We start from the raw sequence: 18,150 nt of genomic DNA on the forward strand, positions 1-18,150 counted from the left end.
CAAGTCAAAACAACTAGTTGAAACAACATGGACTTGCCATGCTTAAAGCCTGTTCTCAACCTGGTGTCATCCCGACCACCACTCAGGCACAACCAAACCATAACTAGTTGAAGATTAATGAAATTATAATTTTCCCTTTGACTAACCCATGGACAACTGCGGACAATTGCAGACAGCTACGGACAATTACGGACATTTTTTACGCATCAGGATAATCTTTAACACGAATAGCCTACATTGGTGGAAAGGCATTTATTGATTATGGGAAGTTTAACGGGTAAATTTGTAAAGGGAATCCTGGGCGATTTCATTTTTAAAGCAGCAGTTTGGAGTACAGGTTGTTTCAAAAGTTCTGTAAGGGGCACAATGAAACAATCAATGGAAACCCAAAGGCATCAGAGAACTTTCGTCAAAGTAGCAAGCCTGGAAAAATCAGGAAGTAATTGGCTTATTAAAGAATCGTAACCAGCTGCTTTGAACTCAGAAAATATCAAACCCAAAACTTGAAATTTAATCCCTGATCCACAAGTTTATGACTTGGTCCCAATTTAACAGACATGATTTTTAAGAAGCAGGATTCGGCCAGCGGTCCACACTCCATTCTTTTTTATAGGTCCTGATAAATTTATTTACCTCTGCTATTTTATAAGGGGGACAGGCCCCTGCTTTTGTGGTGATGAAAGCGCTGAGCCCAACCGCAAAATCTAAAGTATCATTGATATATTCGTTTGATAGTTTCATAGCCAACAGCCCTGCCAGGAAAGAATCTCCGCTGCCTACGGTATCTTGTACCTGGATCGCGTAAGCAGACCAGTGATGCTCGGCCTGATCTCCATAATAAGAGGCTCCTTTGCTTCCTTTTGTGACCACAATCTCCGGAATACTAAATTTGTTCCTCAATAACTCTATACGTTCAATTTCTGTCTGACAATCCTGACTGAACCAATCACTGATAATTGTCAGTTCCTCCAGGTTTAATTTAAGCAGATCTGTTTGACAGAGTAGCGTTGCGATATAATCCGGCTCGTAATCGGGCGCGCGCAGGTTAACATCCATTACTTTATAGTGGGCCAGTGCCAGCAATTTCTCCAGCGTCCGCCTGCTGGTTTCACAGCGACCGGATAAACTTCCGTAAACCAGCGCATCGGCTTGTGCCACCAGACGGATATGCGGGTTTTCATAAGCGATATAATCCCAGGCCACAGGCTTAACAATTTCATAGCGGACTTCATTGTCCTGATCAGTAGTGACTTCTACAGTGGAGGTTTTATGTTCCTGATCCAGCTGAACATACGCAGTAGCTACGCCGGAATCCTTCATGACCTGCATTAATTCTGTACCATTCTGATCAGCGCCAACCCTGCTGATCAGGTGACTGTTTACGCCCAGGTTTTTTAAGTGATAAGCCACATTCATGACCGCACCACCGGGCTTTTTACCGGCTGGAAAGTTGTCCCACAATACTTCCCCAAAACATACTACCTGAAGACTATTTTTCCTGCTCATCTCTTAAATCAAAATTGCTCTTTTCTTTAAAGATACACCTTTAACCAGCTGTTTATTGATAGCCAGCATTAAAAATTCAGATCTGCTTATTTTCCTGTTCCTCACCGTCAACAAAAAAGCGCGTAGCGGAAACTTTCATCGGATTAAAATCAAATTCAATCATGGTTCCATTGTTAGGATTACCATATAAATCGAAGATCAGCTCTCCCAGCAGTTTTCCATCTGCTCCGTAATATTTCGCTTTTCCTTCACTTAAAAAGGACTCCTGACGGATACCTTTCGGGTTGCCATCATAAATAATCTGTTTAACGCGTTCGTCTTTTTCAAATATGGTAATCAGATCGTATACTGATGGGATACCTTCAATTTCTGTTCCTTTATAGGTGTATACTGTAGCAGTCTGCTCCTCTCCATCTTTATAGGTAGCATCTTGTCTTAGTCTTCCATCTTCGAAGTAGGTTTTCACTGCCCCATTCAGCACTCCATTTTTAAACACAGATGTTCCGCTGATTTTACCATTTTCTCCATAATATTTAACCTCTCCGTCAAATTTCTCTTCTGTTTTAGAGAGAGAGAACCCTACAAATTGCGGCTTACCGGATTTATAAAAATCCTTGAAAAGATATTTTCCATTAACAGCTTTCGGCTCGGGTCTGTAATAGACCATATCTTCTTTAGCTACAGGTTTCCAATCTTCATCAAAATATTGTGTTTTCACTTGTGCAAAGGTTGTAGTAAATGCAAATAGCAAAACAATTAAAATGGCATTCTTTTTCATCTGTTTATTTATTATTTCTTTATACCGGATTTCATCAGGCTAACTTTTAATCCATAAATTTATAAAAATCTTGCCAATTCTTATAAATAAGTAAGTTTACTGATACCTGTCAAAACATAACATGAATATAAAAACACACCAGGCTGGTGACCATAAAATAGCAGAAGTAATTTCAGATGATGTACTGATTAACAATCCCGAAGAAGGACTGCAGTTATTAGTTGATCTTTATTACCAGGATTTCGATAAAATTATCATCCGCGAGAGAAACATTATTCCGGCTTTCTTTGACCTGAAAACAGGGATTGCAGGCGAAATTCTTCAAAAATTCTCTAACTATAGAGTAAGGTTGGTAATTGTTGGTGAATTTATCCAATACCCCGGGCAGAGCATCAAAGATTTCATTTTTGAAAGCAATAAAGGTAAACAGATTAATTTCCTTGATTCTGTTGAACTTGGAGTAGAAAAATTATCAAAATAATCCTGTATTTTAGGCGGAAAACTAAACAAAGAACCAGCATAATCCTGGTATAATAAATATATTAGATGTTAACAGTAGAAAAAATTGGCGGCACTTCTATGAGTGCCTTGCAGGATGTCATTAAAAATATTATTCTATTTGAACGTACGGGCGATCAGTTATATAACAGGATATTCGTAGTATCAGCGTTCTCAGGCGTTACAGATCTTTTGCTTGAAAACAAGAAAACAGGTGCGCCGGGTGTTTATCACCGCATTGCGAAACACCAGAATTTTCATCGCCCGCTGAAAGATTTGATTGTCAAATTAAAAGTGATTAATAAAAAATACGCTGACCTCGGACTGGATCTTGCAGTTGCAGATCAGTTTATTGAGAATCACGTTAATCAGGCTCAGAAATATCTGGAAAATTTAGCAAATATTTTGGCTTCTGGTTACGTAAGTAAAGAAGGGATATTGCAGGCGGCACGTGAAATATTAGCTTCGATTGGTGAAAGTCATTCGGCTTTTAACTTTACCAATATCCTGCAGAATATGAACATCAATACTGCACTGGTTGATTTGAGCGGATTTGACGATCACCGTGCTTTTACGATAGATCAGCGTATTAAACATGCTTTTAAAAATATTGAGCTTAAAAAGACACTTTGTATTGTTACAGGTTATGCCAAGGGTACTGAAGGGATTATGCGTGAGTTTGACAGAGGGTATTCAGAAGTTACCTTCAGTAAAATTGCCGGGTTTTTAAGACCTGCAGAAGCTATTATTCATAAAGAGTATCATTTGTCTACTGCTGATCCTGCGCTGGTAGGCCTGGAAAATTGTACTCCGGTTGGGTATACCAATTATGATATTGCAGATCAGCTGGCAGATGTGGGTATGGAAGCTATCCATCCGAAGGCTTCAAAACCATTGGAAGTAAGTGGTATTAATCTGCGGATTAAAAATACATTTGAGCCTTCCCATCCGGGTACTTTGATTACGCGTGAGTTTGTTTGCGAACATAAACGCGTAGAGGTCATTACCGGAACTGACAAGTTATTAATGATTGATGTATATGATCCTTCGATGGTTGGCAATGTAGGAAGTGACTTACAGATCATGCAGGCATTTTATGATCATAAAGTGAGTTATACATTTAAAGCGACCAGCGCAAACAGTATTTCTATTGTGATCTGGGCGCGTGACTTTAACAAAAAGCTGATCAGTAAACTGGAAGACGATTTTGAGAAAGTGACGATAGAAAAAGTGGCTATGGTTTGTTTGCTGGGTACGAATATGGATCAGCCTGGTCTATTGGCTAAAAGTGCGAATGCGCTGACCGAAAACAATATCAATATCAAGAGTGCCGGTTTTGCATTAAGGAAAGTAAACATTCAGTTCCTGATTGCTCCTGAGCAGTTTAAGATGGCTATTATCGCATTGAACAAGGCGATGAAGTAATATTTGACTTTTATTAAAAAAGACCCTTTGAAATAAATTGTTTCAAAGGGTCTTTTTTATTATTCAGGGTTACTGCGTATAACCCGGATTCTGAGGTGCCAGATTTGGATTTACGCCCAAAGGAAACTGCGGCACAGGAAACAAGTTGTGATATTCCCTGACATTGGTCGTCCCTTTAGCAGTTAGCGTGGAAACGAGTTTACCGGTACGCACCAGATCAAACCACCTGCTGCCTTCAAAAGCAAGTTCTAACCTGCGTTCTTGCAGAATTGCATTCCGAAGGCCATCTTGTGTTAAATTTTCAAGATCAGGCAGCCCTGCTCTTTTTCTGATACTATTGACGGCTTTATAGGCAGGATTACCATTAACAGGACTATTTAATTCATTATAAGCTTCTGCATAAGTTAACACAACTTCTGCGTAACGCATGAGCGGGAAATTATTATCACTTTGATTTTCTGTTGTTGCATCTGCATCTATCCATTTATTCACGTAATATTTACCGTCAGTACCTTTGACAAAGAAAACAGCTTTACGTTTATCGGCAGCGGTATAACTATCATAAATCTCTGTGGTTGGCTGGAATGAACCGAAGCCTCTTCCGCCTACACTATTATTTTCCTGCGCAAAAAAGGCAATAAGATTTCCTCCTTGTCCACCCGGGCCACTCACAAACTGCGCGTCAAATATGGCTTCTTTTCCGAATTCATTTTTAATATCAAAGACATCTGTATAGGTATCCCAGAGCCCATAACCTGCACCAGCTAAAGTGGTCACTTCGTTTGCTTTATCGGCAGCCAGCTGATACTGTTTTAAGGTTAAATATACACTGGCCAGAAAGGATTTTGCTGCGCCACTGGTTGCCCGGCCACGATCTGCACCACTATAAGTTGCAGGCAATACATTTTCTACAGCGGTAAGATCTGCAATAATCTGTTTATAGACATCAGCTTTAGGGTCACGTTTTGGATAAGTCAGCTGATCTAAGGAACTTACTTCGGCGGTAACAATTGGCAGATCCCCGAATAAACGGACCAGGTGGTAATAATAAAATGCTCTCAAAAATTTAGCTTCAGCAACTAACCTTGTACGCAGTGCTTCTTCCATATTTATTGCAGGTATTTTATTGATGGAAGCATTCGCCCTGGTTATCCCAATATAAAAGTTATCCCAGGTTTCGCGCAGAATACCATTTTGGGAAGTATGTACATAGGTATTGAGCTCAATTCTCGGCGCACTGTTATTTAGGGGAAACATGTTATCGGTTGTGATTTCACCAAGAATAACATAGTTACGGGTCACAAATCCATTTAAACGAACGGGTGCGTATACCGCTGTAATTGCTGAAAGTGCATCATTTTTAGTTTTATAGAAATTAACAGGTGAAATAAATGATTGTGGGTTTTCATCCAGTTTTTTACAGGATGACATCCATACCACACTCAGGAGTAATATATATTTTAAGATTTTCATGTGCTTAATTTTTAATGTTTATTGAATTTTTACAGCCCGATATTAATACCTACCAGGAATATTTTTGACGATGGATAACTTCCATAATCTGTCCCCTGGCTTAAGTTGTCCTGTCCAAACCGGCTCACTTCCGGATCATAGCCTGAGTATTTGGTTTTAGTGATAAGGTTCTGCCCGCTGATATATACTTTAACATTGGAGAGCCTGATCCTTTTTAAAAGTCCGGGACTAAAGTTATAGCCCAGTTGCACATTCTTTAAACGAATGTAGGAGCCATCTTCTATTTGATGACTGGTTACCTGGTATGGAGAGCCTGCCGAACTTGCGCGAGGCATATCATTACCGGGATTTGCCGGAGTCCAGCGGTCAAGCACAGTGGCAGACTGATTACTAACCCCTGTCATGGATTCCATTTCATACCTGTTTAAGTTGAAAATGCTATTCCCCTGTACGCCCTGAATGAATATAGAGAGATCAAATCCTTTATAAGAGAAATTATTGGTAAACCCGAAAGTATAATCGGGCTGTGCATGTCCCAGTATCACACGGTCTGTGGAGTTGACTACACCGTCGCCATTGACATCTTTATATCTGCGTTCTCCGGGTTTCGCATTTTTCTGTCCGGAGGCGGCAACTTCTGCTGCATTCTGAAAGATCCCATCCGTAACCAGTCCGTAAAAAACCCCGATTGGCTGTCCTACACGAAGTATTCCAGAACTTCCTAATTGCAAGTGGCCACTGGCCCCTCCTGAAGGAATATCATCTGTAACGGCCCCAAGGTCAAGGATTTTATTCTTGTTGAAGGAAATATTAAAGTTCGTATTCCACTGGAAAGCACCATTCAGATTGACAGTATTTACAGCAAATTCAAGCCCCTCATTTTTAACCTTTCCAATATTCTGCAGTGAGGTAGAAAATCCTGAGGTAATAGGCAGGGAAACGTTGTATAAGAGATCTTTGGTTTTCTTCTGATACCAGTCTGTAGTCAGGGTAATCCTGTTTTTAAATAAACCCAGGTCCACTCCGAAATTTAACTGAGCGGTAGTTTCCCATTTCAGGTTAGGATTAGCGATACGATTTGGTGCATAACCGATAACAATTACATTTCCAAAGTTATAACCATCAGTCTGCAAAGCTCCTAATGACTGATACTGACCTATTTCCTGGTTACCTGTGAGCCCATAACTGGCCCTGAATTTTAAATCACTTACCGCAGTCAGCTTGCGCATAAAAGGCTCATTCGATAGTCTCCATGCCGCAGATCCTGAGGGAAAGAAAGAGTATTTTTTACCATCCCCAAATCTCGAAGAGCCATCGTATCTTCCTGATAAGGTGAAAAGATATTTACTGTCCAGGTCATAATTGATACGGCCTAAGTAAGAGCGCAAACTCCAGTCGTAGGCATTCGAAGTATTGGGATTGGTTTGCTGGGCAGCCCCCATATTATTGTACTTCTGAATATCACTGGCAAAGTTTTGCGCACTGGCTTTTACATCCTCATAGTTAGCGTTCTGAAAAGTATAGCCTACCAGGAAATTAAAGCTGTGGATTTTAGAGATTACCTTTTTATAGGTTAAAGTATTCTCATTTAACCACTCAAAGTATCTTGAATTCGTAATCTCTGCTCTTCCATTTGTGGCCAGTCCTGAATAAACTGTTCTTGGCAGGTAAAAGTTGGTTTTATTGAAAGCCATATTTGCACCAAACATGGTTTTCAAGGTCAAGCCTTCAGTAATTTTATATTCCAGCGAAGTATTACCCAATAAACGGGTTTTCAATTCAATATTGGTACGTTCTTTTGCTAATGCTAAAGGATTACTGATTAAAAGCCCGCCTGGCCTGTTATTCATACTATAGTCTCCCTGGGCATCATAAACAGGAACTGTTGGTGAGAAAAATAATGCGCCATAGACCACACCGCCATTACCGCCGCCATCCCCGTCTGTGGCAACAGAGTTGCTCTTGCTATTGGTCACAGTCAGGCTATTGCTGAATTTAAATTTGCTGGATAATTGCTGGTCCAGATTTACCCTTACCGAGCCGCGGTTAAAATCAGAGTTGGTGACAATCCCGCCCTGGCTAAAATAATTCCCGGCTACGGCATATTGCGATTTATCAGTTCCACCGGAAAATGTCAATTGATAGTTTTGAATAGGTGCAGTTTGGAAGATTTCATCCTGCCAGTCAGTTCCTTTACCCAGCGCAGCAATTTGAGCATCAGTATAAGTTAAAGGTTTCGGGTAACCTGGCTTCCCGATATTATCTCCGTTTACATTGGCAATTCCATCATTAACCAAGGTAGCAAGCTGGGATGCGTCCAGAAGATCCAGTTTTTTTCTTAATTTCTGAATCCCATAATAGCTTTCAAACTGAATGCGGTTAAGTCCTGCTTTACCTCTTTTTGTCGTAATAATAATTACACCATTCGCACCTCTGGAACCGTAAATAGCAGCTGCAGAAGCGTCTTTCAGGATCTCCATAGATTCTACATCGTTGGGGTTAATTCCAGGCCCGTTTTCATTGTAAAGCGGGTAACCATCAATCACATAGAGTGGTTCATTACCGCCTTGAATAGAGTTACCTCCGCGAATACGGATATTCATTCCGCCTCCGGGAGCATTGGAAGATTGTGAAACCCGGACTCCTGCGGCCCTCCCCTGAATGGCTTGTGTTAAAGAAGCGACCGGGGTAGCTTTGATGTCTTTGGAACTGATGGAGGCAACGGACCCGGTAAGGTCACTTTTTCTGACAGAACCGTAACCAACAACCACGAGTTCATCGAGATTGGTATTGTCAGCTTCAAGCGTAATATTGATTTGCTGACGGTTGTTTACGGCCTGTTCCTTGGTTATAAAGCCTATACTCCTGAAAATCAAAGTCCCGGCAGCTGGAGCTGAGAGCGTAAAAGTACCCTTGGCAGTGGTACTGGTTGCTTTTGTTGTGCCTTGTAGTTTTACGGAAACCCCTGGCAGTGGTTCTCCCTGAGCATCCTTAACAATTCCATTCACTTGTATATCCTGAGCGGTAGCAACAAGTAAACCTGCGAATAGAAACACAGTTAGTAAGCTGATTTTTTTCTTCATACGTTTAATTTTTGGAGGTTGGTTTTTGGTTAGGTTGGTTGGTTATATAGGATTAAGAGCCATTTTTCTGTAAAGAAAAGCGCTTTATCAGCATTGTATTTGTGTGAAGGGGCCTTCATACAAAGAGGGATCACTGGGAAGTTTAGTGTAAATAAATATTTGGTTTATCCAGTACGCGTCGATAAATAATCAAAGCATATGAACTTTAACGCAATATAAATATTTGACAAAGAATGATTTAGAAGAAAAAATAAAACAAAAGGAAACTGCGTTTTCTGTTCAATTCAAACGTTTGAAACAGCAGGTTATAAAGACCAGATTGGGATTTCATTTCCTGATTACAGGAAATGTGAGCAAAGAGAGACAGGCAGGGGGCCTTTAAATTATAGTGTTAAAAAAAAGCCCCACATCGCTGTGAGGCTTTAAATTCTTAAGCTTCTTTTTCATTAAAAGAAACAATACCAAAATTCTTTTTGTTTAATTTTTTCAATTTACGTGGGATACGTACTACATCACCTTTTACTGCTTTATCCTCTGTTTTTACTACTTTACTCATGGTTTCAAATTACTATTGTTCAGTCTTGAATTAGACATCCCGTTTCTATTTTCGGCAATTTAAACATATTCTGCCGCAATGCGGCATTATTATTCATTGATAAAAGGTAAAGGCCTCACCAAATGGTTAAGAAAGTAATGCTGCTTTTTGGTTAACATGTAAATTTATAGTATCCTGTAAGATTCCCAGTGCCCTTTCAAGTACTTCTTTTTCTATCGTTAATGGCGGAAGCATTTTAATCACTTTATCATGACGGCCCACACATTCTACGATTAAATTATGCTTTTCAAAACAGTCTTTCGCAATTTTCTTCGCCAATAACGGATCACTGAATTTTGATAAATCTATCCCCCACATCATGCCCAGACCTCTGATTACAATACGTTCATCCTCAGCCGCTATCTCTTCCTGAAGAATACTTTTGATAAAAGAAGCTTTTTCTTTTACAGCTGCTTCCAAACCAGTCTTTTCTCTGAATTCCAGCGCTGCTCTGCCCCCAATAAATGCCAGCTGATAACCACGGAAAGTTCCATTATGTTCACCCGGCTGCCAGATGTCAAGCTCAGGCTTAATTAATAAGATAGCCATTGGCAGGCCATAACCGCTCAATGATTTTGACAACACTACAATATCAGGGGCAATTTGAGCTCTTTCGAAAGAGAAAAAGTCACCTGATCTTCCGCAACCGATCTGAATATCATCACAGATGAAAAGGATACTATGTTTTTCGCATAATTTTTTCAGTTTAAACAACCATTCCGGTGAGGCTACATGAATCCCGCCTTCTGCCTGTACTGTTTCCAGGATAACCGCAGCTGGTTTTTCAATTCCTGAATGGGTATCTTCCAAAATCATTTCGAAATAAGCAAGACTGTCAAAACCCTCAGGGCCACAGTTCTCAAAAGGAAGAAAAGTAACGTTATGCAGTCCTACTCCAGCTACATCGCGATGGTATTGATTACTGGTCAGCGCAAGACTACCCTGCGACAAACCATGATATGCCCCCATAAACGCAATCACATTAGAACGTTTGGTATAGTTTCTTGCTAATTTAAGTGCAGCTTCAATGGCATTGGTACCCGTTGGCCCGCAGAATTGAAACTTATATTCCAGTCCTTTTGGTTTCAACAGCAAATCGTTAAAAGTGGTGATAAAGTCACTTTTAGCCACAGTAAACATATCAAGCCCCTGCATAATGTTATCTCCTGCCATATATTCCAGGAGCTGCGCTTTAATGTAATCATTGTTATGACCATAATTAAGCGCCCCTGCCCCCATCAGGAAATCAATATATTCTTCCCCGTTTGCTCCGTATAAGAAAGAACCTTTTGCTTTCTGAAATACCTGGGGAAAACTTCTGGAATAGCTGCGTACATTGGATTCAAGAGTTTCAAAAACTTGTGTAGACATAATAATAAAAATTAGAGAATTTATAATTTAATAGTTAGATGATTAGATTTTTATATGGAAGCTGATTAAGCTTCCGTTTGGTTGGTTATTGGGGTATGAATGGGATACTGATTCAGGCGAATGGCTAATGTTCTGGCATTTTCACCCTTGAGCATGGTCACGTGATTTCCCGGTGCACCTACTGGCTGAATTTCATCTGCGTGAGGAGCCCATCCCAGGTTTTCATCGAAGCCCATTTTTTCCCATTCCTGCTCCAGTGCGCGGACCACAGTCAGCGCCGCATTCACTTTACCGGAAATGTAATATTCCATAGTTGAATTACAGATCATCAGGTAAACTGTTCTGGCCAGGAAGTCTGTGAGTACACCTTTTCCAAGACATTGAACTTTCACATGGTTCAGCATAAATGCGCGCCTTTCATGGACAGGCAATTGTTCTATAGCAGCTTTCATTTCCGCTATCCAGGCTGGATAAGGTTGCGTTATAAACTTGTTTTCTTCGAGATAAATAAGCGCATCATTGACCAGTGAATCCACAGGGATCGGATAAATATTTGCTCTGACAGGTATATCCAGTAAAATAGCTTGCTCTACCTGCTCATCCAGGTTTTCTAACTGCCGGATCATTTCATACAAGACATATCCGCCAAAAGAATGGCCAGCTAAACGGTATGGGCCTTCTGGCTGTACTTCTTTGATCCACTCAATATTTTGTGCGGCAATTTCTGCCACGGTATCCAGTGGAATTTCACCTTCCAGTAAACCGATCATTTTAAGTCCATATACCGCGCCTTCCTGATGAATTTCTACTGCAAGCTGATCGTACCAATCAGGGTTTCCATCACCACCAGGCAGAATAAACAAGTTTTGATCTCCTTCGGTCTTGCTTAATAAGATCAGGTGTTCATTGAGGCTGGTTTCATTTTGCGTCAAGAGCCCGGTCAGTAAGGCAGCCTGAGTTTCAATAGTTTTATGGATCATGAGTGCATTCAATTGGATTGCATAGCCCATTTTTCTGATTTGTGCCAGTAACCTGACCGTAATCAGGGAGTGGCCACCCAATTCAAAGAAATTATCATCAATACCTATCGTCTCAATACCCAGTAATTCCTGCCAGATACCTGCCAGTTTCCTTTCTATAATATTGCGGGGGCCAGCATAAGCTGTATCCGTTAATTTATGGGTATCTGGTTCGGGAAGCACCTTTCTGTTAATTTTACCATTCACGGTAAGCGGCATTTCAGCTAAAGAAACCCATATGGCAGGTACCATATAAGCTGGTAAACATCCTGACAGGAATTCCATAAGCTGCTCTTTGTTAAACTCATCTTTTGGAACTACATATCCTGCGAGGTATTTATTCCCGGCATGGTCTGTTTTAGCCAGTACTACAGCATGGTTTACTAAACCACTTCCTTGCAGTACGCGTTCTATTTCTCCTGGTTCTACCCGGTAACCTCTTATTTTCACCTGATCATCTATCCGTCCCATGTACCTGATATTGCCGTCTGGTAACCAGCAAACCAGGTCACCCGTTTTATAAATCCGTGCATCCGGAGCTGTACTGTATGGATTACGCACAAACTTTTCTGTGGTCAGTTCAGGCAAATTCAGATAACCTCTGGCTACGCCGCGTCCACCGATGCACAATTCGCCGCCTGCTCCTACAGGTACAATTCCGCCTTCGGCATCCAGGATATACAGCGTGGTATCAGAGAAAGCATTTCCTATCGGCACGCCTGTATAGTCTTGCTGAAGATCCAGCTGATACATACATTTCCCAATGGTAGTTTCTGTAGGCCCGTAATGATTAAATACTTCACAACTGGTTTCAGATAACCTGAGCTGCTTCACCACGTCATCCTGCAAAGCTTCACCACCAAAAATCAGCAGTTGAGCAGGCAGCAATAACTTCCCGTCGATACACAATGCTTTCCAGTGCGAAGGGACAATCTTCAGACAATCAATAATATGGGTTTCAAAATAATTGTTAAGTGACAGCGCATCTGTTGTTAAATCCCCGGAGATAATGTGAAGCGTACCACCCGCAGCTAAAGCACCAAACAGAATCGTATTTCCAAGGTCGGTAGCTATAGCAGGTACCAGTGCAAATGAACTGCAGGCATTAACAGCACATTTTTGTTGTAAACCATAGATATAATCTACCAGGTTGTCGTGTGTAATCATCACTCCTTTAGGGTTACCTGTAGAACCAGAGGTATAAATTACATAGACCAGATTAGTCGGTTTACTGGCATTTAAAGGGGCTTCTTGTGGAATTTCACTCCCGATAGCTGACCAGTCATCTTTAATATTCAGATAAGTAACAGCTTCGCCGGGATAAACAGCTCCGTCAGTAATACAAATTGCAGCACCTGTATCTTTCAGGATGAAACGGATACGCTCTTCAGGAAATGCCAGATCAATAGGCACATAAGCACCTCCGGCCTTTAATATTCCAATAATGGCGATGACCATTTCCAGACTTCTGTTGATACAGATAGCAACGAGCGTATCTTCTTTTACACCTTGTTTTTGAAGATACCTTCCCAGTTCATCTGTGCGCTGATCCAATTCCCGGTAAGTGAGTTGCTGGTCTTCATATATTGCAGCTACTGCATCTGGATTCGTATTGACTTGTTCCAGAAACAGATCTATAATAGTTTTATCCTGCACATACTGATGTACAGCTGCTGTTTCATTAAAAACGTGAACGATCTCATTTTCTTCTTGTGAAGAAAGCAATTTCATGGTTTTAACATTTTGCGAAGGAAGGGTTACTGCAGCTTTTAATAACTGTTCATAATGTTTAGCCATCCTGGCAATGGTAGTTTCCCTGAATAAACCGGTACAGTAAACAATGGTCAGATCCAGGCCTTCAGCTGTTTCCTCCATCATGAAGTTCAGGTCAAACTTGGCAGAAGTGTGTTCTACCGCTTCACCGCTCAGCGTCAGATCCCCTAATATCAGTTCCGGTTCTTCTGGTGTATTCTGTAACACAAGCATCGCCTGGAATAAAGGGGTTCTGCTGCGGTCCCTGTCTTTAACTACTGCTTCTACGATTTTCTCAAAAGGTATATCCTGATTGTCATAACCTTCCAGCGATGTTGTTTTGACCTGTTTTACTAATTCCAGGAAAGTTGGTGAAGCGCTAAGATCACATCGCAATGCCAGTGTATTGATAAAAAACCCAATCAGTGCTTCTGATTCTTTTTGTCTTCTTCCGGCGATTGGGGTACCTACCGTAATATCATCCTGCCTGCTATAACGGGACAACAGCACATAAAATGAAGATAGCAAAGTAATAAATAAAGTAACGTCTTGCTGCTGACTGAATTTATTCAGCTGATCGGTCAATGAGCGATCGATATGAAAACTCATCAAAGCACCACGGGTACTTTGTATCGCTGGTCTTTCAAAATCCAGCGGAAGCTCCAATAAAGCCGCATCGCCTAGTTTTGCTGACCAGTAATCCTGCTGTGACTTTAATACTTCTCCAGCTAAATAAGTGCGTTGCCAGATTGCATAATCAGCATATTGAATAGCCAGATCAGGTAATTGAGCCTTTGTATTTTGTAGTGCAGCCTGGTAATTTGCAGTTAGCTCATCAACCAGGATATTGATTGACCAGCCATCACATGCGATATGGTGCATCGTCAATACCAACAAATGTTCTTCTTCCTGCAATTTGATTAATCCTGCTCTCAGCATGTAATCAGCAGACAATTCAAAAGGCTGAAGGATAAGCGCGTTGATAGCAGCAGTCAATTCCTCCTTAACTTCAATCGTAGAAAGCTGCCATTGATCGGCTGCTATAACCTCCTGATAAGGTATACCATCTGTAGATTTGATGACTGACCTGAGCACTTCGTGCCTGCGGACAATACTTTGCAATGCCTGCGCAAGCGCATCCTGATTCAGCTTCCCTTTTAATTTCAGAACGGAAGGCATATAATAATGCACACTCCCTTCCAGCTGATCTATAAACCACAACCGCTCCTGACTAAAGGACAAAGGAATAAACTCCGGTCTTGCCAGCACGGTAATAGGCGGAAGCAATGTTTTGTTCCCACTAAGCTGTAAATACTGAGAAAGGGCTGCGATCGTTGTATTTTCAAACATCGCTTTGACGGTAACTTCCAGTTTCATTTGATCCCGTATCGTCCCGATCAGTCTGATAGCCAGCAGAGAATGTCCGCCAAGCTTAAAGAAATCTTCGTGTATCCCTATCTGTTCGATTTTTAATATTTTCTGCCAGATGAATGCCAGCGTTTGTTCCGTTTCATTTCTTGGGGCCACGTAAGCCTGCTCTGCCAGAGATCCGGCTTCAGGAGCAGGCAATTCTTTTTTATTGACTTTACCATTCGCTGTTAACGGCAAATATTCCATTTCGACGAGTAGGGATGGGAGCATATAATCAGGTAGCTTTTGTTGTAAAAACTCCATGATATTTTCCTGATTATAAGGACCATTCGGAACTACATAACCAATCAGACGTTTACCACCCTCTTCGTCAGTTAAAACGGTTACTACCGCCTGGCTCACTGCCCCGCATTTTTGCAGTACACTTTCTATTTCCCCAAGCTCAATACGGAAACCACGGATTTTCACCTGCTCATCTATACGGCCTTCATAAGCAATGCTGCCATCCGGAAGCCATTTACCCAAATCACCTGTTCTATATAAACGTTCTCCTTCTTTTTCGGCAAAAGGATGCGGAATAAACTTTTCTTCAGTCAGCACCGGCCGGTTCAGATAACCCGCAGACAAACCAGCACCCCCCAGATAAATTTCACCTGTTACCCCTATTGGCAACAATTGCTGCTGCTCATTTAAGACATACACAGTACGGTTACTTAAGGGATAACCTATAGGAATATTTTGAGCAAATCCTGGCTTAACCGGATAGGTTAGCGAAAAAGTAGTATTTTCTGTAGGGCCATAACCATTAAGAATCTCAATTGCAGGGTAAGTTTCCAGCAATTTACGTACATGTTTTGCTGATAGTTTTTCTCCGCCCACTAAAATAACGGACAGGGTTTCAAATACATCAATAGCTGTTTCCACCAACTGATTAAACCAGCCTGCGGTAAACCACATTTGAGTAACCTTTTGCTCCACTATTTCATTTTTCAATAAAACAGGATCAAGCAATGTCTGCTCTTCACATAAGATCAAACGGCCTCCGTTGAGTAACATGCCCCAGTATTCAAAAGTCGTTGCATCAAAAGAAGGTGCTCCGGTTGATAACAAAACATCATCCGTACTGAAAGAAACATAGTTTACTCCCCGAACCAGACTCACCACATTGCCATGCGTTACTTTCACGCCTTTAGGCTGACCTGTAGAACCTGAAGTATAAATCACGTAAGCCAGCTCTTGTTCAGACAAGACAATACCTGTCGGTGTCACTGGTTTTTGATGTAACTGATAGGCCAGTTTATCTAAACTTAGCGGTTCAATACCTTCACCGAGTGTTTCCAGCAGATCGGCATAGTCCGAAGTGGTCACCACTACCGGGCTGCTGCTTTCTGATAACATAAAGCGAATCCGCTCCTTAGGGTATCCCGGATCAATGGGCATATAAGCAGCTCCTGCCTTTAATATCGCCAGAATGGCGATCATCACCTCCAAACTTCTATCCATACAAAGCGGGACCAGCATTCCAGTTTCAACCCCCTGTTCAACCAGATAATTGGCCAGTTGATTACTGCGCTCATCGAGTTTAGCATAGGTTAACTTGCCTTCCAAAAACACCAGGCCTACCGCCGAAGGTGTCTGTTCAACCTGCTTTTGGAATAATGAAACGATAGAATCTTCGTGTTCATATGCAGAAGAATTATCATTAAAATGATGTAATAACTGCTCTTTATCTTCTCCTTCGACCAATACCAAATCACCTACCTTGTCTTTTCCCGGGGATATAATTTGCGACAATACCTGTTCAAAATGTCTTTTTAACTGCTGCACATATACTTCCCCCAATATTTCTTCATTGTACATGAATAAAATATTGATCTCGTCCATTACCGCTACAATGATAGAGAGCGGATAATTATTGTGCTCTTTGATGACCACGTTGTCTACCAATAATTTTCCCGGACCAGAAGGGCCACTTTTGCCAACAGGATAGTTCTCAAAAACCAGGATACTATCAAATAAATCTCCCGTAACACCAGTCCATTTCTGGATAGTACTTAACGCGGTATAACCGTATTCTCTGGACATAATCTGTCCATCCTGAATAGCAGCTAACCATTCAGCAATTGCTGTATCGTGTTTTACTGCCGTATGTAAAGGGAGCGTGTTGATATACATTCCTACCCTGGTTTCCATGTTGGATAGTTCCTCAGGTCGTCCGGATACAGTAACCCCATAAGTTACAGCTGTTTTACCTGTATAATTGTGCAGAATAAAGGCCCATACCCCTTGTATCAGCGTATTCAAGGTCAGACCAGCTGCCTTTATATAAGCATCTGCCTTTTCTTTAAGCTGCTGATCCAGCACAAGCAGTTCTTCCTTAAAGCTCCCTGCCCCTTTAGTACTTCCCTCCGGCGTTTGAATAAATGGCAATAAACTTCCAGCTTCTACACCTTCCATATAAGTACGCCAGTATTCTTCCTGCGCCCCTAAACCTCTGCTTTCTATATAACGGATATAGTCTTCATATTTATCCTGTTCCGTTATTTTCACTTCCTGACCGTCTGCCAGCAGTTCATAATATGCTAACAGTTCTTCCATTAAAACTGACATAGACCAGCCGTCCAGCAGGATGTGGTGATAAGTCCATACCATGAAAAAAGTATCTTCACCCGTTTGCAAAAGGCTGATCCGCATTAACGGTGGCTTTTTAAAGTCGATTCCTTTCTTCAGATCTGCCGCTATGAAGGAAGCGATCTCCGCTTGCTGGATTTCCGGGCTATGCTGGCGAAAATCGACTACCTGAAAAGGAAGGACTACCTCTTCATGAACACATTGCACCGGCATACCCAATGATTCATAATCAAAACTACTGCGCAGAATAGTATGACGCTGTAACAATAACTTCCAGCTTTCCTGAAGCAGCCCGGTATTTACCTGCGATAAATCACAGGTAAATTGTTCCAGATAAGCAGCGGCCCCGCCATCATATAAGCCATGAAACAACATGCCTTCCTGCAAACCGCTCAGCCGGTAAATAGCTGATATGCCCTGATGACGTTTCCTGGTTTCAGGTGCCTCTGCATGCTCCAGATAATCAATTAGTGCTTGTTTATTATTTTTTATATAATTGATCACTTCAGTATCACTTCTGATTGCAGCGATCTGTTCATTTGTTAATTTGTTTTTATCCCCTCTTAGAGTGAGTTTACCATCCTGTACATTTAAAGAGAAATGTCTGTTATATAGTTCGGCTATGAATTCTTTGATTTCCATGTAATA

General features: G+C 41.3%; 10 protein-coding genes. 3 read left to right on the forward strand and 7 right to left on the reverse strand.

The window, feature by feature from the left end; translation table 11 throughout:
• Positions 1-261: 261 nt before the first annotated feature.
• Positions 262-465 (forward strand): hypothetical protein, encoded by a 204-nt coding sequence (locus LY11_RS14510; RefSeq protein ID WP_111634390.1) that lies wholly within the window; start codon positions 262-264, stop codon positions 463-465.
• 99 nt (positions 466-564) lie between these two features.
• On the opposite strand, the gene LY11_RS14515 is transcribed toward LY11_RS14510, so the two are convergent.
• Complete coding sequence (locus LY11_RS14515) at positions 565-1,506, reverse strand: carbohydrate kinase family protein (protein ID WP_111634391.1); 942 nt, start codon at positions 1,504-1,506, stop codon at positions 565-567.
• A gap of 76 nt (positions 1,507-1,582) precedes the next feature.
• Complete coding sequence (locus tag LY11_RS14520; protein ID WP_111634392.1) at positions 1,583-2,284, reverse strand: toxin-antitoxin system YwqK family antitoxin; 702 nt, start codon at positions 2,282-2,284, stop codon at positions 1,583-1,585.
• Positions 2,285-2,405: 121 nt separating this feature from the next.
• Between LY11_RS14520 and LY11_RS14525 the strand changes: the two genes are divergently transcribed.
• Complete coding sequence (locus LY11_RS14525) at positions 2,406-2,765, forward strand: DUF4180 domain-containing protein (RefSeq protein ID WP_111634393.1); 360 nt, start codon at positions 2,406-2,408, stop codon at positions 2,763-2,765.
• 65 nt (positions 2,766-2,830) lie between these two features.
• Positions 2,831-4,207 carry an aspartate kinase gene (locus tag LY11_RS14530; protein ID WP_111634394.1) on the forward strand — a complete coding sequence of 459 codons (1,377 nt, stop codon included), beginning with the start codon at positions 2,831-2,833 and terminating at the stop codon, positions 4,205-4,207.
• Positions 4,208-4,276: 69 nt separating this feature from the next.
• On the opposite strand, the gene LY11_RS14535 is transcribed toward LY11_RS14530, so the two are convergent.
• The 5 genes from LY11_RS14535 to LY11_RS14550 form a co-directional block, all read right to left on the reverse strand.
• On the reverse strand, positions 4,277-5,680 hold the full coding sequence (locus LY11_RS14535; RefSeq protein WP_111634395.1) for a RagB/SusD family nutrient uptake outer membrane protein: 1,404 nt from the start codon (positions 5,678-5,680) through the stop codon (positions 4,277-4,279).
• Between the two features lie 29 nt (positions 5,681-5,709).
• Positions 5,710-8,763 (reverse strand): SusC/RagA family TonB-linked outer membrane protein, encoded by a 3,054-nt coding sequence (locus tag LY11_RS14540; RefSeq protein ID WP_111634396.1) that lies wholly within the window; start codon positions 8,761-8,763, stop codon positions 5,710-5,712.
• A 430-nt stretch (positions 8,764-9,193) separates the two neighbouring features.
• On the reverse strand, positions 9,194-9,319 hold the full coding sequence (locus LY11_RS27180) for a hypothetical protein (protein WP_262510928.1): 126 nt from the start codon (positions 9,317-9,319) through the stop codon (positions 9,194-9,196).
• A 126-nt stretch (positions 9,320-9,445) separates the two neighbouring features.
• Positions 9,446-10,729, reverse strand: a complete 1,284-nt coding sequence (gene ectB, locus LY11_RS14545) for a diaminobutyrate--2-oxoglutarate transaminase (RefSeq protein WP_111634397.1) — start codon at positions 10,727-10,729, stop codon at positions 9,446-9,448.
• Between the two features lie 65 nt (positions 10,730-10,794).
• Positions 10,795-18,144, reverse strand: a complete 7,350-nt coding sequence (locus tag LY11_RS14550) for a non-ribosomal peptide synthetase (RefSeq protein WP_111634398.1) — start codon at positions 18,142-18,144, stop codon at positions 10,795-10,797.
• Positions 18,145-18,150: the final 6 nt, after the last annotated feature.

This window comes from Pedobacter cryoconitis (assembly GCF_003259615.1).
GTDB lineage: Bacteria > Bacteroidota > Bacteroidia > Sphingobacteriales > Sphingobacteriaceae > Pedobacter > Pedobacter cryoconitis.

What these genes read in the sequence shown, in the direction of transcription:
- LY11_RS14525 (WP_111634393.1), top strand. Translation starts at nt 2,406, where the DNA reads ATGAATATAAAAACACACCAGGCTGGTGACCATAAAATAGCAGAAGTA.
- ectB (WP_111634397.1), bottom strand. Translation starts at nt 10,729, where the DNA reads ATGTCTACACAAGTTTTTGAAACTCTTGAATCCAATGTACGCAGCTAT.
- LY11_RS14535 (WP_111634395.1), bottom strand. Translation starts at nt 5,680, where the DNA reads ATGAAAATCTTAAAATATATATTACTCCTGAGTGTGGTATGGATGTCA.
- LY11_RS14520 (WP_111634392.1), bottom strand. Translation starts at nt 2,284, where the DNA reads ATGAAAAAGAATGCCATTTTAATTGTTTTGCTATTTGCATTTACTACA.
- LY11_RS27180 (WP_262510928.1), bottom strand. Translation starts at nt 9,319, where the DNA reads ATGAGTAAAGTAGTAAAAACAGAGGATAAAGCAGTAAAAGGTGATGTA.
- LY11_RS14530 (WP_111634394.1), top strand. Translation starts at nt 2,831, where the DNA reads ATGTTAACAGTAGAAAAAATTGGCGGCACTTCTATGAGTGCCTTGCAG.
- LY11_RS14540 (WP_111634396.1), bottom strand. Translation starts at nt 8,763, where the DNA reads ATGAAGAAAAAAATCAGCTTACTAACTGTGTTTCTATTCGCAGGTTTA.
- LY11_RS14510 (WP_111634390.1), top strand. Translation starts at nt 262, where the DNA reads ATGGGAAGTTTAACGGGTAAATTTGTAAAGGGAATCCTGGGCGATTTC.
- LY11_RS14515 (WP_111634391.1), bottom strand. Translation starts at nt 1,506, where the DNA reads ATGAGCAGGAAAAATAGTCTTCAGGTAGTATGTTTTGGGGAAGTATTG.
- LY11_RS14550 (WP_111634398.1), bottom strand. Translation starts at nt 18,144, where the DNA reads ATGGAAATCAAAGAATTCATAGCCGAACTATATAACAGACATTTCTCT.